This window comes from Streptomyces sp. 3MP-14 (assembly GCF_006334905.2).
Classification (GTDB): domain Bacteria; phylum Actinomycetota; class Actinomycetes; order Streptomycetales; family Streptomycetaceae; genus Streptomyces; species Streptomyces triticirhizae.
In genome coordinates this window covers 180,017-197,514 of sequence record NZ_VDLZ02000014.1, presented here as the reverse complement: position 1 = coordinate 197,514, position 17,498 = coordinate 180,017, and the positions used below count along the sequence as shown (strand labels likewise).

The 17,498-nt window shown below is 73.3% G+C and carries 16 protein-coding genes; 1 reads left to right on the top strand and 15 read right to left on the bottom strand.

All coding sequences use genetic code 11. The annotated features are described in order from the left end of the window. Positions 1 to 26 precede the first annotated feature (26 nt). From FH609_RS22930 to pyrR, 7 genes are all read right to left on the bottom strand, one after another. Entirely contained in the window at positions 27 to 1,157 is a 1,131-nt protein-coding gene (locus tag FH609_RS22930; protein ID WP_139671063.1) for a quinone-dependent dihydroorotate dehydrogenase, read from the bottom strand. Further along, a complete protein-coding gene (gene carB / locus FH609_RS22925; RefSeq protein WP_139671061.1) occupies positions 1,154 to 4,486 on the bottom strand; it encodes a carbamoyl-phosphate synthase large subunit in 3,333 nt (1,110 codons plus the stop codon). Before carB ends, FH609_RS22930 begins: the two co-directional genes overlap by 4 nt. Then, positions 4,479 to 5,624 (bottom strand): glutamine-hydrolyzing carbamoyl-phosphate synthase small subunit, encoded by a 1,146-nt coding sequence (gene carA / locus FH609_RS22920; protein ID WP_139671059.1) that lies wholly within the window; start codon positions 5,622 to 5,624, stop codon positions 4,479 to 4,481. The genes carB and carA overlap by 8 nt, the downstream gene beginning before the upstream one ends. After that, positions 5,621 to 6,277, bottom strand: a complete 657-nt coding sequence (locus FH609_RS22915) for a hypothetical protein (protein WP_226961887.1) — start codon at positions 6,275 to 6,277, stop codon at positions 5,621 to 5,623. Before FH609_RS22915 ends, carA begins: the two co-directional genes overlap by 4 nt. Then, a complete protein-coding gene (locus FH609_RS22910; RefSeq protein ID WP_139671057.1) occupies positions 6,274 to 7,569 on the bottom strand; it encodes a dihydroorotase in 1,296 nt (431 codons plus the stop codon). The genes FH609_RS22915 and FH609_RS22910 overlap by 4 nt, the downstream gene beginning before the upstream one ends. After that, on the bottom strand, positions 7,566 to 8,582 hold the full coding sequence (locus FH609_RS22905) for an aspartate carbamoyltransferase catalytic subunit (protein ID WP_139671056.1): 1,017 nt from the start codon (positions 8,580 to 8,582) through the stop codon (positions 7,566 to 7,568). Before FH609_RS22905 ends, FH609_RS22910 begins: the two co-directional genes overlap by 4 nt. Before the next feature lie 75 nt (positions 8,583 to 8,657). Beyond that, a complete protein-coding gene (gene pyrR, locus FH609_RS22900; protein WP_139671055.1) occupies positions 8,658 to 9,227 on the bottom strand; it encodes a bifunctional pyr operon transcriptional regulator/uracil phosphoribosyltransferase PyrR in 570 nt (189 codons plus the stop codon). Positions 9,228 to 9,423: 196 nt separating this feature from the next. Between pyrR and bldD the strand changes: the two genes are divergently transcribed. Continuing rightward, positions 9,424 to 9,924, top strand: a complete 501-nt coding sequence (bldD, locus tag FH609_RS22895; RefSeq protein ID WP_122184846.1) for a transcriptional regulator BldD — start codon at positions 9,424 to 9,426, stop codon at positions 9,922 to 9,924. A gap of 1,015 nt (positions 9,925 to 10,939) precedes the next feature. Here the strand turns inward: bldD and nusB are convergent. From nusB to aroC, 8 genes are all read right to left on the bottom strand, one after another. Continuing rightward, positions 10,940 to 11,365 carry a transcription antitermination factor NusB gene (gene nusB, locus FH609_RS22890; RefSeq protein ID WP_139671054.1) on the bottom strand — a complete coding sequence of 142 codons (426 nt, stop codon included), beginning with the start codon at positions 11,363 to 11,365 and terminating at the stop codon, positions 10,940 to 10,942. 2 nt (positions 11,366 to 11,367) lie between these two features. Next, complete coding sequence (gene efp / locus FH609_RS22885; RefSeq protein ID WP_139671052.1) at positions 11,368 to 11,934, bottom strand: elongation factor P; 567 nt, start codon at positions 11,932 to 11,934, stop codon at positions 11,368 to 11,370. 69 nt (positions 11,935 to 12,003) lie between these two features. Next, complete coding sequence (locus FH609_RS22880) at positions 12,004 to 13,110, bottom strand: aminopeptidase P family protein (protein WP_139671050.1); 1,107 nt, start codon at positions 13,108 to 13,110, stop codon at positions 12,004 to 12,006. A gap of 106 nt (positions 13,111 to 13,216) precedes the next feature. Further along, positions 13,217 to 13,972: an AAA family ATPase gene (locus FH609_RS22875; RefSeq protein ID WP_405379080.1), complete on the bottom strand. Its 756-nt coding sequence runs from the start codon at positions 13,970 to 13,972 to the stop codon at positions 13,217 to 13,219. 54 nt (positions 13,973 to 14,026) lie between these two features. Further along, complete coding sequence (gene aroQ / locus FH609_RS22870; protein WP_139671048.1) at positions 14,027 to 14,488, bottom strand: type II 3-dehydroquinate dehydratase; 462 nt, start codon at positions 14,486 to 14,488, stop codon at positions 14,027 to 14,029. A 55-nt stretch (positions 14,489 to 14,543) separates the two neighbouring features. After that, positions 14,544 to 15,680 carry a 3-dehydroquinate synthase gene (aroB, locus tag FH609_RS22865; RefSeq protein WP_139671046.1) on the bottom strand — a complete coding sequence of 379 codons (1,137 nt, stop codon included), beginning with the start codon at positions 15,678 to 15,680 and terminating at the stop codon, positions 14,544 to 14,546. After that, positions 15,677 to 16,192 (bottom strand): shikimate kinase, encoded by a 516-nt coding sequence (locus FH609_RS22860; RefSeq protein ID WP_139671044.1) that lies wholly within the window; start codon positions 16,190 to 16,192, stop codon positions 15,677 to 15,679. Before FH609_RS22860 ends, aroB begins: the two co-directional genes overlap by 4 nt. Then, on the bottom strand, positions 16,189 to 17,373 hold the full coding sequence (gene aroC, locus FH609_RS22855; RefSeq protein WP_139671042.1) for a chorismate synthase: 1,185 nt from the start codon (positions 17,371 to 17,373) through the stop codon (positions 16,189 to 16,191). Before aroC ends, FH609_RS22860 begins: the two co-directional genes overlap by 4 nt. Positions 17,374 to 17,498: the final 125 nt, after the last annotated feature.

The following is a 17,498-nucleotide window of genomic DNA, read 5'->3' as shown; positions in this document are numbered from 1 at the left end:
CGGAGTGCTGGGAGTGGTGGGAGTGGTCACGGGCGGGAACTCCTCACGTCGGCGCCGACCGCGTCGGCGAGGGTGGTGTGGGGGCTGGCCGCCAGCCGCCGGGCCAGGCCGGCGTGCAGGGCGCGGGGCCAGCCGGGCCCGCCGTAGATGAAGCCGCTGTAGCCCTGGACCAGGGTGGCGCCGGCGAGCACGCGCTCCCAGACGTCGTCGGCGGTCTCGACGCCGCCGACGCCGACCAGCGTGACGCGGTCGCCGACCCGGGCGTAGAGCCGGCGGAGCACGGCGAGGGAGCGTTCCTTGAGCGGGGCGCCGGAGAGGCCGCCGGGGCCGAGGGCGGCGACGGCCCTCGAATCGGCGCGCAGCCCGTCGCGGGCGGTGGTGGTGTTGGTGGCGATGATGCCGTCCAGGCCCAACTCGACGGCCAGGTCGGCGATCCGGTCCAGGTCCTCGTCGGCGAGGTCGGGCGCGATCTTGACCAGCAGCGGGACGCGCCGCCCGGTGACGGAGTGGTCGGCGGCCGCGCGGACTGCGGTCAGCAGCGGGCGCAGCCGTTCGGTGGCCTGGAGGTCGCGCAGCCCCGGGGTGTTGGGCGAGGAGACGTTGACGACGAGGTAGTCGGCGTGCCGGGCGAGCCGTTCGGTGCTGGTGACGTAGTCGTCGATGGCATCCGTTTCGGGGACGGCCTTGGTCTTGCCGATGTTGACGCCGAGCGGCGGGCGGTCCGCGCCGAGGGCGGCGAGGCGGGCGGCGACGGCGGCCGAGCCGTCGTTGTTGAAGCCCATCCGGTTGACCAGCGCCCGGTCGGCGGTGATGCGGAAGAGGCGGGGCGTCGGGTTGCCGGGCTGCGGCTGGCCGGTGACGGTGCCGATCTCGACGAAGTCGAAGCCGAGTTGGGCCAGTCCACGGATGCCGACGGCGTTCTTGTCGAAGCCGGCGGCCAGGCCGAACGGGCCCGGCAGCCGCATCCCCAGCGCGTTCACCGCCAGCGTGGGGTGCGGGGGTGCGTAGCGGGCGCGCACGGCGGAGCGCAGCCCGGGAACGCGCCCCGCCAGCCGGATCAGCGCGAAGGCGCCGTGGTGGGCGCGCTCCGCGTCGATCCGGCGCAGCACCGTGCGGTACAGCAGGCGGTAGCCGCGTGGCTCCTGGGCGGCGCTCATCGGGTGCGCGCCGCGATCAGCTTCTGGGCGTGCTCCTGGAGGGAGGCCACGCCGACCTCGCCGCGCAGCAGGGCGTCGATGCCCTGGACGGCGGCGGCGAGCGCCTGCACGGTGGTCAGGCAGGGCACGCCCCGGGCGACGGCTGCGGTGCGGATGTCGTAGCCGTCGAGCCGACCGCCGGTGCCGAAGGGGGTGTTGACGATGAGGTCGACCTGCCCGTCGTGGATCAGCTGGACGATGGTGGGCTCGCCGGCCGGGCCCGTGCCCTCGCTCTGCTTGCGCACCACGGTGGCGTCGATGCCGTTGCGGCGCAGGATCTCGGCGGTGCCGGAGGTGGCCAGCAGCTCGAAGCCGTGCTCGGCGAGGGCGCGGGCGGGGAAGACCATGGCGCGCTTGTCGCGGTTGGCGACCGAGACGAACGCGCGGCCGCGCAGCGGCAGCGCGCCGTAGGCGCCGGCCTGGGACTTGGCGTAGGCGGTGCCGAAGACCGAGTCGATGCCCATGACCTCGCCGGTGGAGCGCATCTCGGGGCCGAGGACGGTGTCCACGCCGCGCCCGTGCACGTCGCGGAACCTGGCCCAGGGCAGCACGGCCTCCTTGACGGAGATCGGCGCGTCCAGCGGGAGCGTCCCGCCGTCGCCCTCGGCCGGGAGCATCCCCTCGGCGCGCAGCTCGGCGACGGTCGCGCCCAGCGAGATCCGGGCGGCGGCCTTGGCGAGCGGCACGGCGGTGGCCTTGGAGGTGAACGGGACGGTGCGGGAGGCGCGCGGGTTGGCCTCCAGCACGTAGAGGATGTCGCCGGCGAGCGCGAACTGGATGTTGATCAGCCCGCGCACCCCGACGCCCCGGGCGATGGCCTCCGTCGAGGCGCGCAGCCGCTTGATGTCGTGGCCGCCGAGGGTGATGGGCGGCAGGGCGCAGGCGGAGTCGCCGGAGTGGATGCCGGCCTCCTCGATGTGCTCCATCACGCCGCCCAGATACAGTTCGTGGCCGTCGTAGAGGGCGTCGACGTCGATCTCGATGGCGTCGTCGAGGAACCGGTCGATCAGCACGGGGTGTTCGGAGATCAGCCCGGCGTGCCGGCGCAGGTAGTCCTCCAGCGAGGGCTCGTCGTAGACGATCTGCATTCCCCGGCCGCCGAGGACGTAGCTGGGGCGGACCATCACCGGGTAGCCGATGCCGGCGGCGATGGCGCTGGCCTCCTCGAAGGAGAACGCGGTGCCGTACTTGGGCGCCGGCAGCCCGGCCTCGGCGAGGACGCGCCCGAAGTGGCCGCGTTCCTCGGCCAGGTTGATCGCCTCGGGCGAGGTGCCGACGACGGGCACGCCGTTGTCCTTGAGCGCCTGGGCCAGGCCGAGCGGGGTCTGGCCGCCGAGCTGGACCAGGACGCCGGCGACCGGGCCGGCCAGGGTCTCGGCGTGCACGATCTCCAGGACGTCCTCCAGGGTGAGCGGCTCGAAGTAGAGCCGGTCGGAGGTGTCGTAGTCGGTGGAGACGGTCTCCGGATTGCAGTTGACCATCACGGTCTCGTAGCCGGCCTCGCTGAGCGCGAAGCAGGCGTGGACGCAGGAGTAGTCGAACTCGATGCCCTGGCCGATGCGGTTGGGGCCGGAGCCGAGGATGATCACGGCCGGCTTCTCGCGGGGGGCGACCTCGGTCTCCTCGTCGTAGGAGGAGTAGAGGTAGGGGGTGCGGGCGGCGAACTCGGCGGCGCAGGTGTCGACGGTCTTGTAGACCGGGCGCACGCCCAGCGCGTGCCGCACCTCGCGCACCACGTCCTCGCGCAGGCCCCTGATGCCGGCGATCTGGGCGTCGGAGAAGCCGTGCCGCTTGGCGTGGGCGAGGAGTTCGGCGCTCAGCTCGTCGGCGGCGGCCAGCTCGTCGGCGATCTCCCCGATCAGGAAGAGCTGGTCGACGAACCAGGGGTCGATCCGGGTGGCCTCGAAGACCTCCTCGGGGGTGGCGCCGGCGCGGATGGCGCGCATCACGGTGCCCAGCCGGCCGTCGGTGGGGGTGGCGGCGAGCCGCAGCAGCTGGTCCTTGTCGTCGGAGGTGTCCCCCGACTCCCCCGGCTTGCCGGTGAAGTCGAAGGGCGCGTCCTTCTTCTCGATGGAGCGCAGCGCCTTGTTGAGCGCCTCGGTGAAGTTCCGCCCGATGGCCATGGCCTCGCCGACGGACTTCATGGTGGTGGTCAACGTGGCGTCGGCGGCGGGGAACTTCTCGAACGCGAACCGGGGGACCTTGACCACCACGTAGTCGAGGGTGGGCTCGAAGGAGGCCGGCGTCTCGCGGGTGATGTCGTTGGGGATCTCGTCCAGCGTGTAGCCGACGGCGAGCCGGGCGGCGATCTTCGCGATCGGGAAGCCGGTGGCCTTGGACGCCAGCGCGGAGGAACGGGAGACCCGCGGGTTCATCTCGATGACGACGATGCGGCCGTCGTCCGGGTTGACGGCGAACTGGATGTTGCAGCCGCCGGTGTCGACGCCGACCTCGCGGATCACGGCGATGCCGATGTCCCGCAGCACCTGGTACTCGCGGTCGGTCAGCGTCATCGCGGGGGCGACGGTGATGGAGTCGCCGGTGTGCACGCCCATCGGGTCGAGGTTCTCGATGGAGCAGACGACCACCACGTTGTCGTTGCGGTCCCGCATCAGCTCCAGCTCGTACTCCTTCCAGCCGAGGATGGACTCCTCCAGGAGCACCTCGGTGGTCGGGGAGAGCGCCAGGCCCTGGCCGGCGATGCGGCGCAGCTCGTCCTCGTCGTGGGCGAAGCCGGAGCCGGCGCCGCCCATGGTGAACGAGGGGCGGACGACGACCGGGTAGCCGCCCAGCTTGGCGACGCCGGCCAGCACCTCGTCCATGGAGTGGCAGATGACGGAGCGGGCGGACTCGCCGTGCCCGATACGCTCCTTGACGGCGGCGACGACCTCCTTGAACCGCTCGCGGTCCTCGCCCTTGTGGATGGCCTCGACGTTGGCGCCGATCAGCTCCACGCCGTACCGCTCCAGGGTGCCGTCGCCGTGCAGGGCGACGGCGGTGTTGAGCGCGGTCTGGCCGCCGAGGGTGGCGAGCAGCGCGTCGGGGCGCTCCTTGGCGATGATCCGCTCGACGTACTCGGGGGTGATCGGCTCGACATAGGTGGCGTCGGCGATCTCGGGGTCGGTCATGATGGTCGCCGGGTTGGAGTTGACCAGGATGACCCGCAGGCCCTCGGCGCGCAGCACGCGGCAGGCCTGGGTGCCGGAGTAGTCGAACTCGGCGGCCTGGCCGATGACGATCGGGCCGGAGCCGATGACCAGGACGGACTGGATATCGGTGCGCTTAGGCACGCTGGCCCTCCATCAGGGAAACAAAGCGGTCGAACAGGTAGGCGGCATCGTGCGGCCCGGCGGCCGCCTCGGGGTGGTACTGCACGCTGAACGCGGGCTTCTCCACCAGCCGCAGCCCCTCGACCACGTTGTCGTTGAGGCAGACATGGGAGACCTCGGCGGGCCCGAACGGGGTCTTCGCCGCCTTCTCCAGCGGGGCGTCCACGGCGAAGCCGTGGTTGTGCGCGGTCACCTCGACCTTGCCGGTGGACAGGTCCTTGACCGGCTGGTTGATGCCCCGGTGGCCGTACTTGAGCTTGTAGGTGTCGAAGCCGAGGGCGCGGCCGAAGACCTGGTTGCCCAGGCAGATCCCGAACAGCGGGGTGCCGCGCTCCAGCACGCCGCGCATCAGCTCCACCGGGTGGTCGGCGGTGCCGGGGTCGCCGGGGCCGTTGGAGAAGAACACCCCGTCGGGCCCGGCGGCGTAGACCGCGTCCAGGTCGGCGGTGGCGGGCAGCACATGGACCTCGATGCCGCGCTCGGCCATCCGCTGCGGGGTCATGCCCTTGATGCCGAGGTCGATCGCGGCGACGGTGAACCGGCGCTCGCCGACGGCCGGGACGACGTAGGGCTCCTCGGTGGCGACCTCGTCGAAGAGGGGCGCGCCCACCATCTGCGGGGCAGAACGGACCCGGGCCAGCCGGGCCTCGCGCCCGTCGGCCAGCGCCTCGCCGGAGAAGATCCCGCACCGCATCGCGCCACGTTCCCGCAGGTGGCGGGTGAGGGCGCGGGTGTCGACACCCTGGATGCCGACGACGCCCTGGGCGGCCAGCTCCTCGTCGAGGCCGCGCCGGGAGCGCCAGTTGGACGGGGTGCGGGCGGGGTCGCGCACCACATAGCCGGCGACCCAGATCCGGCGGGACTCGGGGTCCTCGTCGTTGACGCCGGTGTTGCCGATGTGCGGGGCGGTCATCACCACGATCTGGCGGTGGTAGGAGGGGTCGGTGAGGGTCTCCTGGTAGCCGGTCATGCCGGTGGAGAAGACGGCCTCGCCGTGGGTCTCCCCCACCGCGCCGTAGGCCCGGCCGGTGAAGACCCGGCCGTCCTCCAGGACGAGTTCGGCGGGCACCCGGCCGCCGGTGGGGCTGGTGGCGTTCATCGTGCGCCCTCCGGTTCTGTCGCGTTGTCGGTCGCGTGCGAGGGCCGGGCGCCGTCGGCCGGCGGCTGCGGTGCGAGTGGTGCGGGAAGGTGGTGGCCCAGGGCCTCGACCCAGGCGGCGTGGTCGGCGGCCCGGTCGGAGCGCAGGCCGGTGTCCAGCGTCCGTTCGCCCAGCCGCCAGGTGATCACCAGCAGGCCGCCCTCGGTGAGGACCTTGCCGGCGATGCCCTTGTCGAGGCGGGCGCCCAGCACGGCGTCGGCGGGGATCAGGAAGTCGCCGGCGCCGGGCCTGGCGACGGCCACGCCCCGCTCGGTGAGCGTGACCTCGGCGCGGCTGCGCACGCCCAGGCCGTGGGCGACGATGCGCTCCAGCCACTGCCCGGCGACCGTCGAGCCGTGGTAGCGGCCGGTAAACGCCAGCCTGGCCTCGGCCTGTTCCTCGGCCTGCTCCTCGGGCAGCGGTTCGGGGGCCGGCAGGTCGCTCTGAAGGGTGGCGCGCCACTTCCAGCCCTGCCGCATCAGCCAGTAGACGAGGGCGACCAGCAGCAGCAGGCCGACGACCCAGCCGATGCGCTCGGCCCAGTCGGTGACCGGCTGGGAGCGGCGTTCGCCCTCCTCGGCGAGCGTGGCCAGCAGGGGTGCTCCGAGCGTCATACCAGGGCTCCGTTCCGCAGCGTGGCCCGGCCGCGCAGCCAGGTGTCGGTGACCCGGCCGGGCAGTTCCAGGCCACGGTAGGGGGTGTTGCGGCTGCGGGAGGCGAAGGCCGCCGGCTCGACGGGGGCGCGGTGGTCCTGGTCGAGGAGCGTCAGGTTCGCCGGCTCGCCGGGGGAGACGGGCCGGCCGTGGCCGGCGACCCGGCCGATGGCGGCGGGGCGGGTCGACATCCGGTCGGCGACCTGGGACCAGTCGAGCAGTCCGGTGTCGACCATGGTGTGCTGCACCACGGACAGCGCGGTCTCCAGCCCGACCATCCCCATGGCGGCGGCGCCCCACTCGCAGTCCTTGTCCTCGTGGGGGTGCGGGGCATGGTCGGTGGCCACACAGTCGATGGTGCCGTCGGCCAGCGCCTCGCGCAGCGCCAGCACGTCCTGCTCGGTGCGCAGCGGCGGGTTGACCTTGTACACCGGGTCGTAGGAACGGACCAGCTCGTCGGTGAGCAGCAGGTGGTGCGGGGTGACCTCGGCGGTGACCTGCCAGCCCTTCGACTTGGCCCAGCGGACCAGCTCGACGGAGCCGGCCGTCGACAGGTGGCAGACGTGCACCCGGGAGCCGACGTGGGCGGCCAGCAGCACGTCCCTGGCGATGATCGACTCCTCGGCGACCGCCGGCCAGCCGGCCAGGCCCAGCTCGGCGGAGACCACGCCCTCGTTCATCTGGGCGCCCTCGGTGAGCCGGGGCTCCTGGGCGTGCTGGGCGATGACGCCGTCGAACGCCTTCACGTACTCCAGGGCGCGCCGCATGATCACGGCGTCGTCCACGCACTTGCCGTCGTCGGAGAAGACCGTGACGCCGGCGGCGGAGTCGTGCATCGCGCCCAGCTCGGCGAGCTGCCTGCCGCCCAGCCCTACGGTGACGGCGCCGACCGGCCGGACGTCGCAGTAGCCGGAGGCGAGGCCCAGCCGCCAGACCTGCTCGACGACGCCGGCGGTGTCGGCGACGGGGAACGTGTTGGCCATCGCGTGCACGGCGGTGAAGCCGCCGGCGGCCGCCGCCCTGGTGCCGGTGAGGACCGTCTCGGAGTCCTCCCGGCCCGGCTCCCGCAGGTGGGTGTGGAGGTCGACCAGGCCGGGCAGCAGCACGCGGCCCTCGGCCTCGACGACGGTGGCGCCGTCGGCGGTCAGCCCGGCGCCGACCTCGGCGATGGTCTCGCCGTCGATCAGCACGTCGCGGGCGGGGCCGCCCAGGACCTTCGCGCCTCGGATCACGGTCCGCTGGGTGTGGCTCATGCTCGCTTCCCTCGTGTCGCTTCGGCGCCGGTGGCGGCGGTGGAACTCGCGGTTGCCGTGGCCTCTTCGCCGGTCGGGCCGGCGCCGCCCAGCAGCAGGTACAGGACGGCCATCCGGACGCTGACCCCGGCGGAGACCTGCTCGACGACCGTGCAGCGGGGCGAGTCGGCGACCTCGGCGGTGATCTCCATGCCCCGGTTCATCGGGCCCGGGTGCATCACGACGGCGTGCTCGGGCATCCGCGCCATCCGTTCCCCGTCGAGGCCGTAGCGGCGGGCGTACTCGCGCTCGGTGGGGAAGAACGCGGCGTTCATCCGCTCCCGCTGGACCCGCAGCATCATCACCGCGTCGGAGTCGGGCAGCACGGCGTCCAGGTCGTAGGAGACGGCGCACGGCCAGCTCTCCACGCCGACCGGCAGCAGGGTGGGCGGGGCGACGACGGTGACCTCGGCGCCCAGGGTGGTCAGCAGCCGCACGTTGGAGCGGGCGACGCGGCTGTGCAGGATGTCGCCGACGATGGTGACCCGCCGCCCGGTGAGGTCGGCGCCCAGCTCGCCGCCGACCAGCCGGCGGCGCAGCGCGAACGCGTCCAGCAGCGCCTGGGTGGGGTGTTCGTGGGTGCCGTCGCCGGCGTTGACGACATGGCCGCCGATCCAGCCGGAGGTGGCGAGCCGGTGCGGGGCGCCGGAGTCGTGGTGCCGGATGACCACGGCGTCGGCGCCCATGGCCTCCAGGGTCAGCGCGGTGTCCTTGAGCGACTCGCCCTTGGAGACCGATGAGCCCTTGGCCGAGAAGTTGATCACGTCGGCGGAGAGCCGCTTGGCGGCGGCCTCGAAGGAGATCCGGGTCCTGGTGGAGTCCTCGAAGAACAGGTTGACCACGGTGCGGCCGCGCAGCGTGGGGAGTTTCTTGATCGGCCGGCCTGCGACGCGGGACAGCTCCTCGGCGGTGTCGAGGATCAGCACGGCGTCGTCACGGGTGAGGTCGGCGGCCGAGATGAGGTGGTGCTTCATCGTGAGCCTTCCCAGGGGGCAGGAGGGTGCCGGTGTTCGGGGGTGTGCCGGGTGCGGGCGTGACGCGCGGGGGCGCTACCGCCCCGCGTCGGGCGCGCGCGTGCCGAGCAGCACGCCGTCGCGGCCGTCCTCCTCGGTGAGCCTGACCTTCACGGTCTCCCGCAGCGAGGTCGGGATGTTCTTCCCGACGTAGTCGGCGCGGATCGGCAGCTCGCGGTGGCCCCGGTCGACCAGCACGGCCAATTGCACGGCGCGGGGCCGGCCGATGTCGCCGAGCGCGTCGAGGGCGGCCCTGATGGTGCGGCCGGAGAAGAGCACGTCGTCGACCAGGACGACCAGCCGGCCGTCGATCCCGCCGTCCGGGATCTCGGTGCGGCCCAACGCGCGGGCCGGGCGCAGCCGCAGGTCGTCGCGGTACATCGTGATGTCGAGTGAGCCGTGCGGGACGGGGCCGCCGGTGATCTCGTGGAGCCGGTCAGCCAACCGGCGGGCCAGGAAGACACCCCGGGTGGGGATTCCCAGCAGCAGCACGTCGTCGGCGCCCTTGGCGCGCTCGACGATCTCGTGCGCGATGCGGGTCAGTGCCCGCGCGATGTCCGGCGCCTCCAGAACGGAGCGGGCCGGGCTCGGGTCGTTGTCGCTCATGGTCGTACGGACCTCCTTGACCGCCTCACGGGACGGCCGTTAAAGGATGTCGGGTGGAACGAGTGTGACCCTATCAGGGCGTTTCGCACGCTCCGCATCGCCCCAGGTCAGAAAGAACTCTCTGGCCTCGGCTTGACGAGAGATATCACGCTGCGTAACCTCACAGTGAGTTACGAAAAGCCGTCCGGGGAGACACATGTCCAGCGAATACGCCAAACAGCTCGGAGCCAAGCTTCGGGCCATCCGCACCCAGCAGGGTCTGTCGCTTCACGGGGTCGAGGAGAAGTCCCAGGGCCGGTGGAAGGCCGTGGTGGTCGGTTCCTACGAGCGCGGCGACCGGGCCGTGACCGTGCAGCGCCTCGCGGAGCTGGCGGAGTTCTACGGAGTGCCGGTGCAGGAGCTGCTGCCGGGCTCGACGCCCGGTGGGGCCGCCGAGCCGCCGCCGAAGCTGGTGCTCGACCTGGAGCGTCTGGCCAACGTCCCGAGCGACAAGGCCGGCCCGCTCCAGCGTTACACCGCCACCATCCAGAGCCAGCGCGGTGACTACAACGGCAAGGTGCTCTCGATCCGCCAGGACGACCTGCGCACCCTCGCCGTGATCTACGACCAGTCGCCCTCGGTCCTGACCGAGCAGCTGATCAGCTGGGGCGTCCTGGGCGCGGACGCGCGGCGGGCCGTTCAGGTCGAAGAGGGCTGAGCCGGGGGCCGGGCCCCTGGGGGCCCGGCCCGAGCCCGACCCGCCGGGGCGGGACCGCCGCCCACGGCGAGGTCGCGTTCCTGACGTTCCCCCGGGCCCTGGGGGCCCGGGGGAACGGCGACGGCACGCGGGCCGGGACACCGTGCCGCGTTGCCCGGGCTCGGGAGGCGCCGCGCAGGCGCGCAGGGCGCCGGTGACCTCGCGCCGGGTCAACTCACCGCACCCGCACGGGCGGTTACCCGATCCGGAAAGCCGGGGCCGGTCGCATCCCGCCGCGCACGGTTGGCGCTCCGCCGACCCCAAAAGCCCGGAGTCCCCTGCCGCCTCGCCGCACCACACCGGGCGCGCAGGCGTTGGCCGGCCGACCCGTCAGGCTCAGCGCCTGAGGAAACACCCACCGTCGCAACTCACCGCACCCGCACGGGCGGTGAATCGATCCGGGATGCCGGAGGTCCGGGGGCAGCGCGCCACGCACGGGTGGCCGTTTCACCGGGCCCGGGGACAGGAGTCGCTGACCGCTTCGCGCACCGGGTGCACGGGGAACCTCGCCATGCGCGATCGGCCGATCCGCGAGGCCGAGGACCGGGGAAGAACGGGACCGGGAGCACCCCACACGCGCTGCATTGATCCGCCGCCCCGGACAGAGCCAGCGCCCGGGCGGCCGATCCGCCACCGGGATACCTCACCCCTGCGCCGCACCGCGCGGACGCAGACCGGAAACGATCTGCCAGGCCAGAGAGCCAAGGCCGAGACCACCCCGGCACCCGCGCGGCCCATCCGCCACCCGGATACCTCGCCGCTTCACCGCACCGCGCGCACACGCGCGGAAAAAAACGAACCCCGAGACCGGGGAGCCTCACCCCGCGTCCACGCGCGGTGAACCGATGCCCCCGGCCCCGGGGAACATCCCACCCTTCCGGGAGCCCCGCGCGCATCGCGCGGAGACCCCCGAGCCCGGAGGGCGCCCCCGCCGCGCGCAGCGCCGGCGACTCCGGGAAGCCCGTCCGGCCAGGACTCAGCGGCGGAGCGTGGGCTTGAGATCCTTCAGCCGCCCCAGCAGCCCGTTGACGAAGCCGGGGGACTCCTCCGTGGAGAACTCCCGCGCCAGCTGCACGGCCTCGTCGAGCACCACCGCGTCGGGCGTCTCGTCCTCCCAGATCAGCTCGTAGGCGGACAGCCGCAGGATGTTCCGGTCCACGACCGGCATCCGGTCCAGTGGCCAGCCCACGGTGTACTGGGCGAGCAGTTCGTCGATCCGCTCGGCCCGCTCGGCGTAGCCCTCCACCAGCCGCCTGCTGAACTCGCTGACCGGCGGCTGCCGTTCGTCGGTGGTGGCCAGCCGCGCCCAGTCCGCCAGGACCTCGCCGGGCTTGGCGCCGCGCTGGTCGGCCTCGAAGAGGATCTGAAGGGCTCGTTTGCGCGCCTTGCTGCGGGCAGCCACGGTTAGCTGTTCACCCGGCCAAGGTATTCGCCGGAGCGGGTGTCGACCTTGATCTTCTCGCCGGTGGTGATGAAGAGCGGCACGCCGATCTCGTAGCCGGTCTCCAGCTTCGCTGGCTTGGTGCCGCCGGTGGAGCGGTCGCCCTGGACGCCCGGCTCGGTGTACTCGATGACCAGCTCGACGGCGGCCGGAAGCTCCACGAAGAGGGGGGCCTCCTCGTAGATGGCGACCGTGCAGTCCTGGCCCTCCAGCAGGTAGTTGGCCGCGTCACCCACCGTCTCGGGGTTGATCGGCAGCTGGTCGTAGGTCGAGGTGTCCATGAAGACGAAGTCGGCGCCGTCCTTGTAGGAGAACTGCATCGCGCGACGGTCGACCGTGGCCGTCTCGACCTTGGTACCGGCGTTGAACGTCTTGTCCACCACCTTGCCGGTGAGCACATGCTTGAGCTTGGTGCGCACGAAGGCGCCGCCCTTGCCGGGCTTGACGTGCTGGAACTCGACTACGGACCACAGCTGGCCCCCGTCGAGCTTGAGCACCATGCCGTTCTTGAGGTCGTTCGTGGTGGCCACGGTCGTGGATTCTCCTGAGGCTGCCGCAGTGGACGGACCAGCGACTCCCGGTCCGCTGCCGGCTGGGCTTCACAGAGCCAGGAGTTCCTTGGTCGTGATGGTGAGTAGCTCGGGTCCGCCGTCCGCCGACGGGCGGACGACGAGTGTGTCGTCGATCCGGACCCCGCCCCGGCCTGGGAGATGCACCCCCGGCTCGACGGTGACCGGAACACAAGCGCTCAGTCTACCCATGGCCGAAGGGCCCAACCGAGGGTCCTCCCCGATTTCCAGCCCCACCCCGTAGCCGGTGACCGGGCCGAGCGCCTTGCCGTGGCCGGCGGCCGTCAGCACCTCGCGGGCCGCCCGGTCCACGGCCCGGTAGTCGGCCCCTGGGGCCAGCGCCTCGCGCGCGGCCCGCTGGGCGGCGAACACCACGTCGTACAGCTCGATCTGCCAGTCCGCCGGGCTGGTGCCAATGACGAACGTCCGCCCGATCCGGCAGCGGTAGCCACGGAAGCGCGCCCCCAGCCGCACGGTCAGGAAGTCGCCCTCCTCCACCCTGCGGTCCGTCGGCCGGTGCCCGGCCAGGCCCGAGTGGCTGCCGGTGGCGACGGAGGTGGGGAACGCCGGCCCGTCCGCGCCGTGATCGACCAGCCGCCGTTCCAGCTCCAGCGCCAGATGCCGCTCGGTGCGGCCCACCAGGATGGACTCCAGCAGCTCGCCCAGCGCCCGGTCGGTGATCTCGGCCGCCGCCCGCAGCGCCGCGATCTCGTCCTCGTCCTTGACCACCCGCCGCCCCTCGACCGCGCGGCCCAGGTCGGTCAGCCGCGCCCCGGGCACGGCCGCGAGCAGCGCCCGGTGTCGGGCCACGGTCAGATGGTGTTCCTCGACGGCGACCTCCCCCGCGCCCTCCTCGACGGCCAGCGCCACGGCGGCCTCCACCGGGTCGGCGTCGCCGTCGAGCGCCACGATCCTGGGCCCGCCCAGCTCGCCCAGCGGCCCGCCCGGGCTCTCGGCCGGGTCCCAGTGGCCCAGCAGCACATCACCCCCCGACTGGCGCACGAGCAGCGCGGCGCCGGCGGGGGCCGAACCGACCAGATAGCGGACGTTGGCCGGCCTGGCGACGACGGCGGCGCCGTTCTGCGGGGAACAGCGGGCGCGCAGCCAGGATCGTCGAGCCGCGTGAACCTCGGACATGCGTCGAGCCTACGCAGCGGCGGCGGGCCCGGCCGCCTGAAGGCGTCCTAACGAGCGGCGGCCCGACCAGCGACGGCCCCACGCGCCTCGGCGCCGCGCGCGGCGGTCACCACGGCGGCGGGCTGTGCAGGCTGCGGGTGACCGCGTCGTCGAGCATCCGGGCGGTGGTGGCCACGTCGTGCCGGGAGTTGTCGATGATGGGCAGGCCCGAGCCGTACCATCCGGCCATCCGGCCGTGGATGGTGGCGACCTCCTCGTCGGAGAGCCGCCGGGTGCCGGTGCGCGCCGCGTTCCGCTCCAGCACCACGTCGAGACCCGGAAGCAGCACCACCGGGATCAGTCCCGGGCCCACGTGGCGCTTCCAGCCGCCGAGTCCAACGGACGGGCGGTCGGGGAAGACGGCGTCGTCCAGGATGCAGGAGATGCCGTTGGCGAGGAAGTTGCGGGCGGCGAAGCCGCAGGTCCTGCGGGCCAGCCGGTACTGCGCCTCGGAGCTGTCGTCCCAGCCGGTGCGCGGGTCGGCGAAGCCGGAGCGCACCCACTCGCGCACGTCGTCCAGGCTGATGTGGGCGGTGGGCACCTGGCGGCGCTCCGCCCAGAACCGCGCGACCGTGGTCTTGCCGGCGCCGGCCGGGCCGATCAACAGCACGGCGACGCCCGCGTGGTGGACGTCCGGCAGCGCGGCGGCCGGGCTCGGGGCCGGCACCGCGTGTCCTGGCGGCAGTTGGATGTACCCGGTCGTGCCGCCGTCCAGCGGCGCGGGCGGTGGCGTGGGCATTCCACCGGGCTGCTGCATCCGCTTCCCACTCCGTCTTCTCCCCTGCGCGAGCCCCCGGCTCGCGCACCCGTTCCGGTGTGACACACGGTACCGTTCCGCCGCCCGGGTCCGGGAGGCGGCGGCCGGTCGGCGGGCGTCTCAGCCCGCCGGCTCCGCCGCCAGCGCGCGCAGCGCCAGCAGGTAGGAGTCGATGCCGAACCCGGCGATGGTGCCGGTGGCCACCTCGGCGACGACCGAGGTGTGCCGGAACTCCTCCCGCCGGTGCGGGTTGGAGATGTGCACCTCGATCAGCGGCGCGGTGCGCTGCGCGGCCGCGTCCCGCATCCCGTACGAGTAGTGGGTGAACGCGCCCGGGTTGAGCACCACGGGCAGCTCACCGTCGGCCGCCTCGTGCAGCCAACGGATCATCTCCCCCTCGTCGTTGGTCTCCCGGACCTCCACGGCGAACCCCAGCTCGGCGCCGAGCGCGCCGCAGCGCTCGACGAGCCCGGCGTAGGAGGTGCTGCCGTAGACGTCGGGTTCCCGGGAGCCCAGCCGGCCCAGGTTGGGCCCGTTGAGCACCAGGACCCGGCGACCGTTCGTGGTCCGTTCGCTGGTCACGCCGCCAACTCCCCTGCCCTGGTGCCCGTGGTGCCCGTGGTGCCCGTGGTGCGCGTCATGCCGCGATCTCCGCGTGTGCGGCCAGCAGCGCGGCCGGGTCCGGGCCCTCCAGCACGGTCGGCCGGGCCAGCCCGTCGAGCACGATGAACCGCAGCCGGTCGCCCCTGGTCTTCTTGTCGATCCGCATGGTCTCCAGCAGCTTCGGCCACTGGTCGCCCCGGTAGGTCACCGGCAGGCCGACCGACGCGAGCACCTCCCGGTGCCTGGTGGCGGTCGCCTCGTCCAACCGGCCGGCGATCCGGCCGAGTTCGGCCGCGAAGACCATGCCGACGGAGACGGCGGCGCCGTGCCGCCAGCGGTAGCGCTCGTTCTTCTCGATGGCGTGCGCCAGGGTGTGGCCGTAGTTGAGGATCTCCCGGCGGCCCGACTCCTTCAGGTCCTCGGAGACCACCTCGGCCTTGACCCGGACGGAACGCTCGATCAGCTCGGCGGTGTGCGGGCCGCCCGGCGTCCTGGCGGCCTCCGGGTCGGACTCGACCAGTTCGAGGATGCGCGGGTCGGCGATGAAGCCGGCCTTGATGACCTCGGCCAGGCCCGACACGTAGTCGTGGACGGGCAGCGAGTCGAGCGCCGCCAGGTCGCACAGCACGCCGGCCGGCGGGTGGAAGGCGCCGACCAGGTTCTTGCCCTCGGCGGTGTTGATCCCGGTCTTGCCGCCGACGGCCGCGTCGACCATGCCGAGCACGGTGGTCGGCACGGCGATCCAGCGGACGCCGCGCAGCCAGGTCGCGGCGACGAAGCCGGCCAGGTCGGTGGTGGCGCCGCCGCCGACGCCGACGATCACGTCGGAGCGCGTGAAGCCGGTCTGGCCCAGCGCCTGCCAGCAGTAGGCGGCGACCTCGACCTGCTTGGCGTCCTCGGCGTTGGGTACCTCGACGGCGATCGCCTGGTAGCCCTGGGCGGCCAGGTCCTCGCGGACCGCCTGCCCGGTCTCGGCCAGGGCCTCCGGGTGCAGCACGGCGACCCGCTGGGCGGACGTTCCGATCAACCCGGGCAGCTCGCCCAGCAGTTGACGGCCGATCAGCACCTCGTAGGGCGCGGTGCCGGCGCTGCCGCCGACGGCTACGCGCAGCGGTTCGGCGTCGTGAACGGGCTCACGGGCCGGTTCGTCGTGGGGGGTGGCGCTGCTCATGCTGGGTGGCGCTCCAATGCGTCGAGAACGGCGGTGGCCACCTCGTCCGGGGTGCGGTCGGCCGTGGTCACCACGGCCCGGGCCACCTCGGTGTACCAGGGGCGGCGCTCCTCCATCAGGGTGCGCCAGCGCTGCCGGGGGTTGACCGCGAGCAGCGGGCGGGGCACGTCGAGGCCGACGCGGCGGACCGCCTCGGCCAGCGCCACGTCGAGGAAGACGACGGGCAGCCCGACGAGCAGGGCGCGGGTGGCCGGGTCGAGCACCGCGCCGCCGCCCAGCGAGAGCACCCCGGTGTGCTCGGCGACCGCGCGGCGGACCGCGTCGGCCTCCAACGCGCGGAAGTGCGGCTCGCCGTCCTCCAGGAAGATCTCCGGGATCGGCTTGCCGGCCGCGCGCTCGATGTCGGCGTCGGTGTCCCGCAGTTCGAGGCCGAGCCGCTCGGCGATCAGGCCGCCGACGGTGGTCTTCCCCGAGCCGGGCGGGCCGACCAGGATGACGGCCGGGGTGCTCACCTGATCTCCAGGTTGTCGAGGTAGCCGGTGACGTTGCGGCGGGTCTCGACGACGTTGTCGCCGCCGAACTTCTCGGCGACGGCGTCGGCGAGGACCAGCGCCACCATCGCCTCGGCGACGATGCCGGCCGCCGGCACGGCGCAGACGTCGGAACGCTGGTGGTGCGCTTTGGTGGCCTCGCCGGTGGCGACGTCCACGGTGGCCAGCGCCCTGGGCACCGTGGCGATGGGCTTCATCGCGGCGCGCACCCGCAGCACCTCGCCGGTGGACAGGCCGCCCTCGGTGCCGCCGGAGCGTCCCGAGGCGCGGCGGATGCCGTCGGGGGTGCCGACGATCTCGTCGTGCGCCTGCGAGCCCGGGACCCGGGCCAGGTCGAAGCCGTCGCCCAACTCCACGCCCTTGATGGCCTGGATGCCCATCAGCGCGGCGGCCAGCCGGGCGTCGAGCCGGCGGTCCCAGTGCACATGCGAACCGAGGCCGACGGGAACGCCGTAGGCGACCACCTCGACGACGCCGCCGAGGGTGTCGCCGTCCTTGTGGGCCTGGTCGATGACCTCGACCATCGCCTTGCTGGCCTCGGCGTCCAGGCAGCGCACCGGGTCGGCGTCGAGCGCGGCGACGTCCTCGGGGCGCGGCAGCGTCCCGGCGGGCGCCTTGGCGCCGCCCAACTCCACGACGTGCGAGACGAGTTCGACGCCGGCGGTCTCCTTCAGATAAGAGCGGGCGACGGTGCCGAGCGCGACGCGGGCGGCGGTCTCGCGGGCGGAGGCGCGCTCCAGGATGGGGCGGGCGTCGTCCACGCCGTACTTCTGCATTCCGGCGAGGTCGGCGTGGCCGGGGCGCGGGCGGGTGAGCGGGGCGTTGCGGGCCAACTCGGCCAGCTCGGCCGGGTCGACGGGGTCGGCGGCCATGACCTTCTCCCACTTGGGCCACTCGGTGTTGCCGACCATGATCGCGACCGGCGAGCCGAGGGTGCGGCCGTGCCGCACGCCGCCGAGGAACGTGACCTCGTCCCGCTCGAACTTCATCCGGGCGCCCCGGCCGTAGCCGAGCCGCCGACGGGCCAGCGCGTCGGCGACCAGGTCGGTGGTGATCGGCACCCCGGCGGGCAGCCCCTCCAACGTCGCGACCAGTGCGGGGCCGTGTGACTCCCCCGCCGTCAGCCAGCGCAGCCTGCTCAACGGTGCTCCTCGGATGCTCGACTCTTCATCGTCTTCGGATCGTCTTCAGATGGGTCTTCGGCGCATTCAGCGCCTTCGGCGCCTTCGGCGGATCGACCCGGGTGTGTGCCTCGATCTTCCCACGT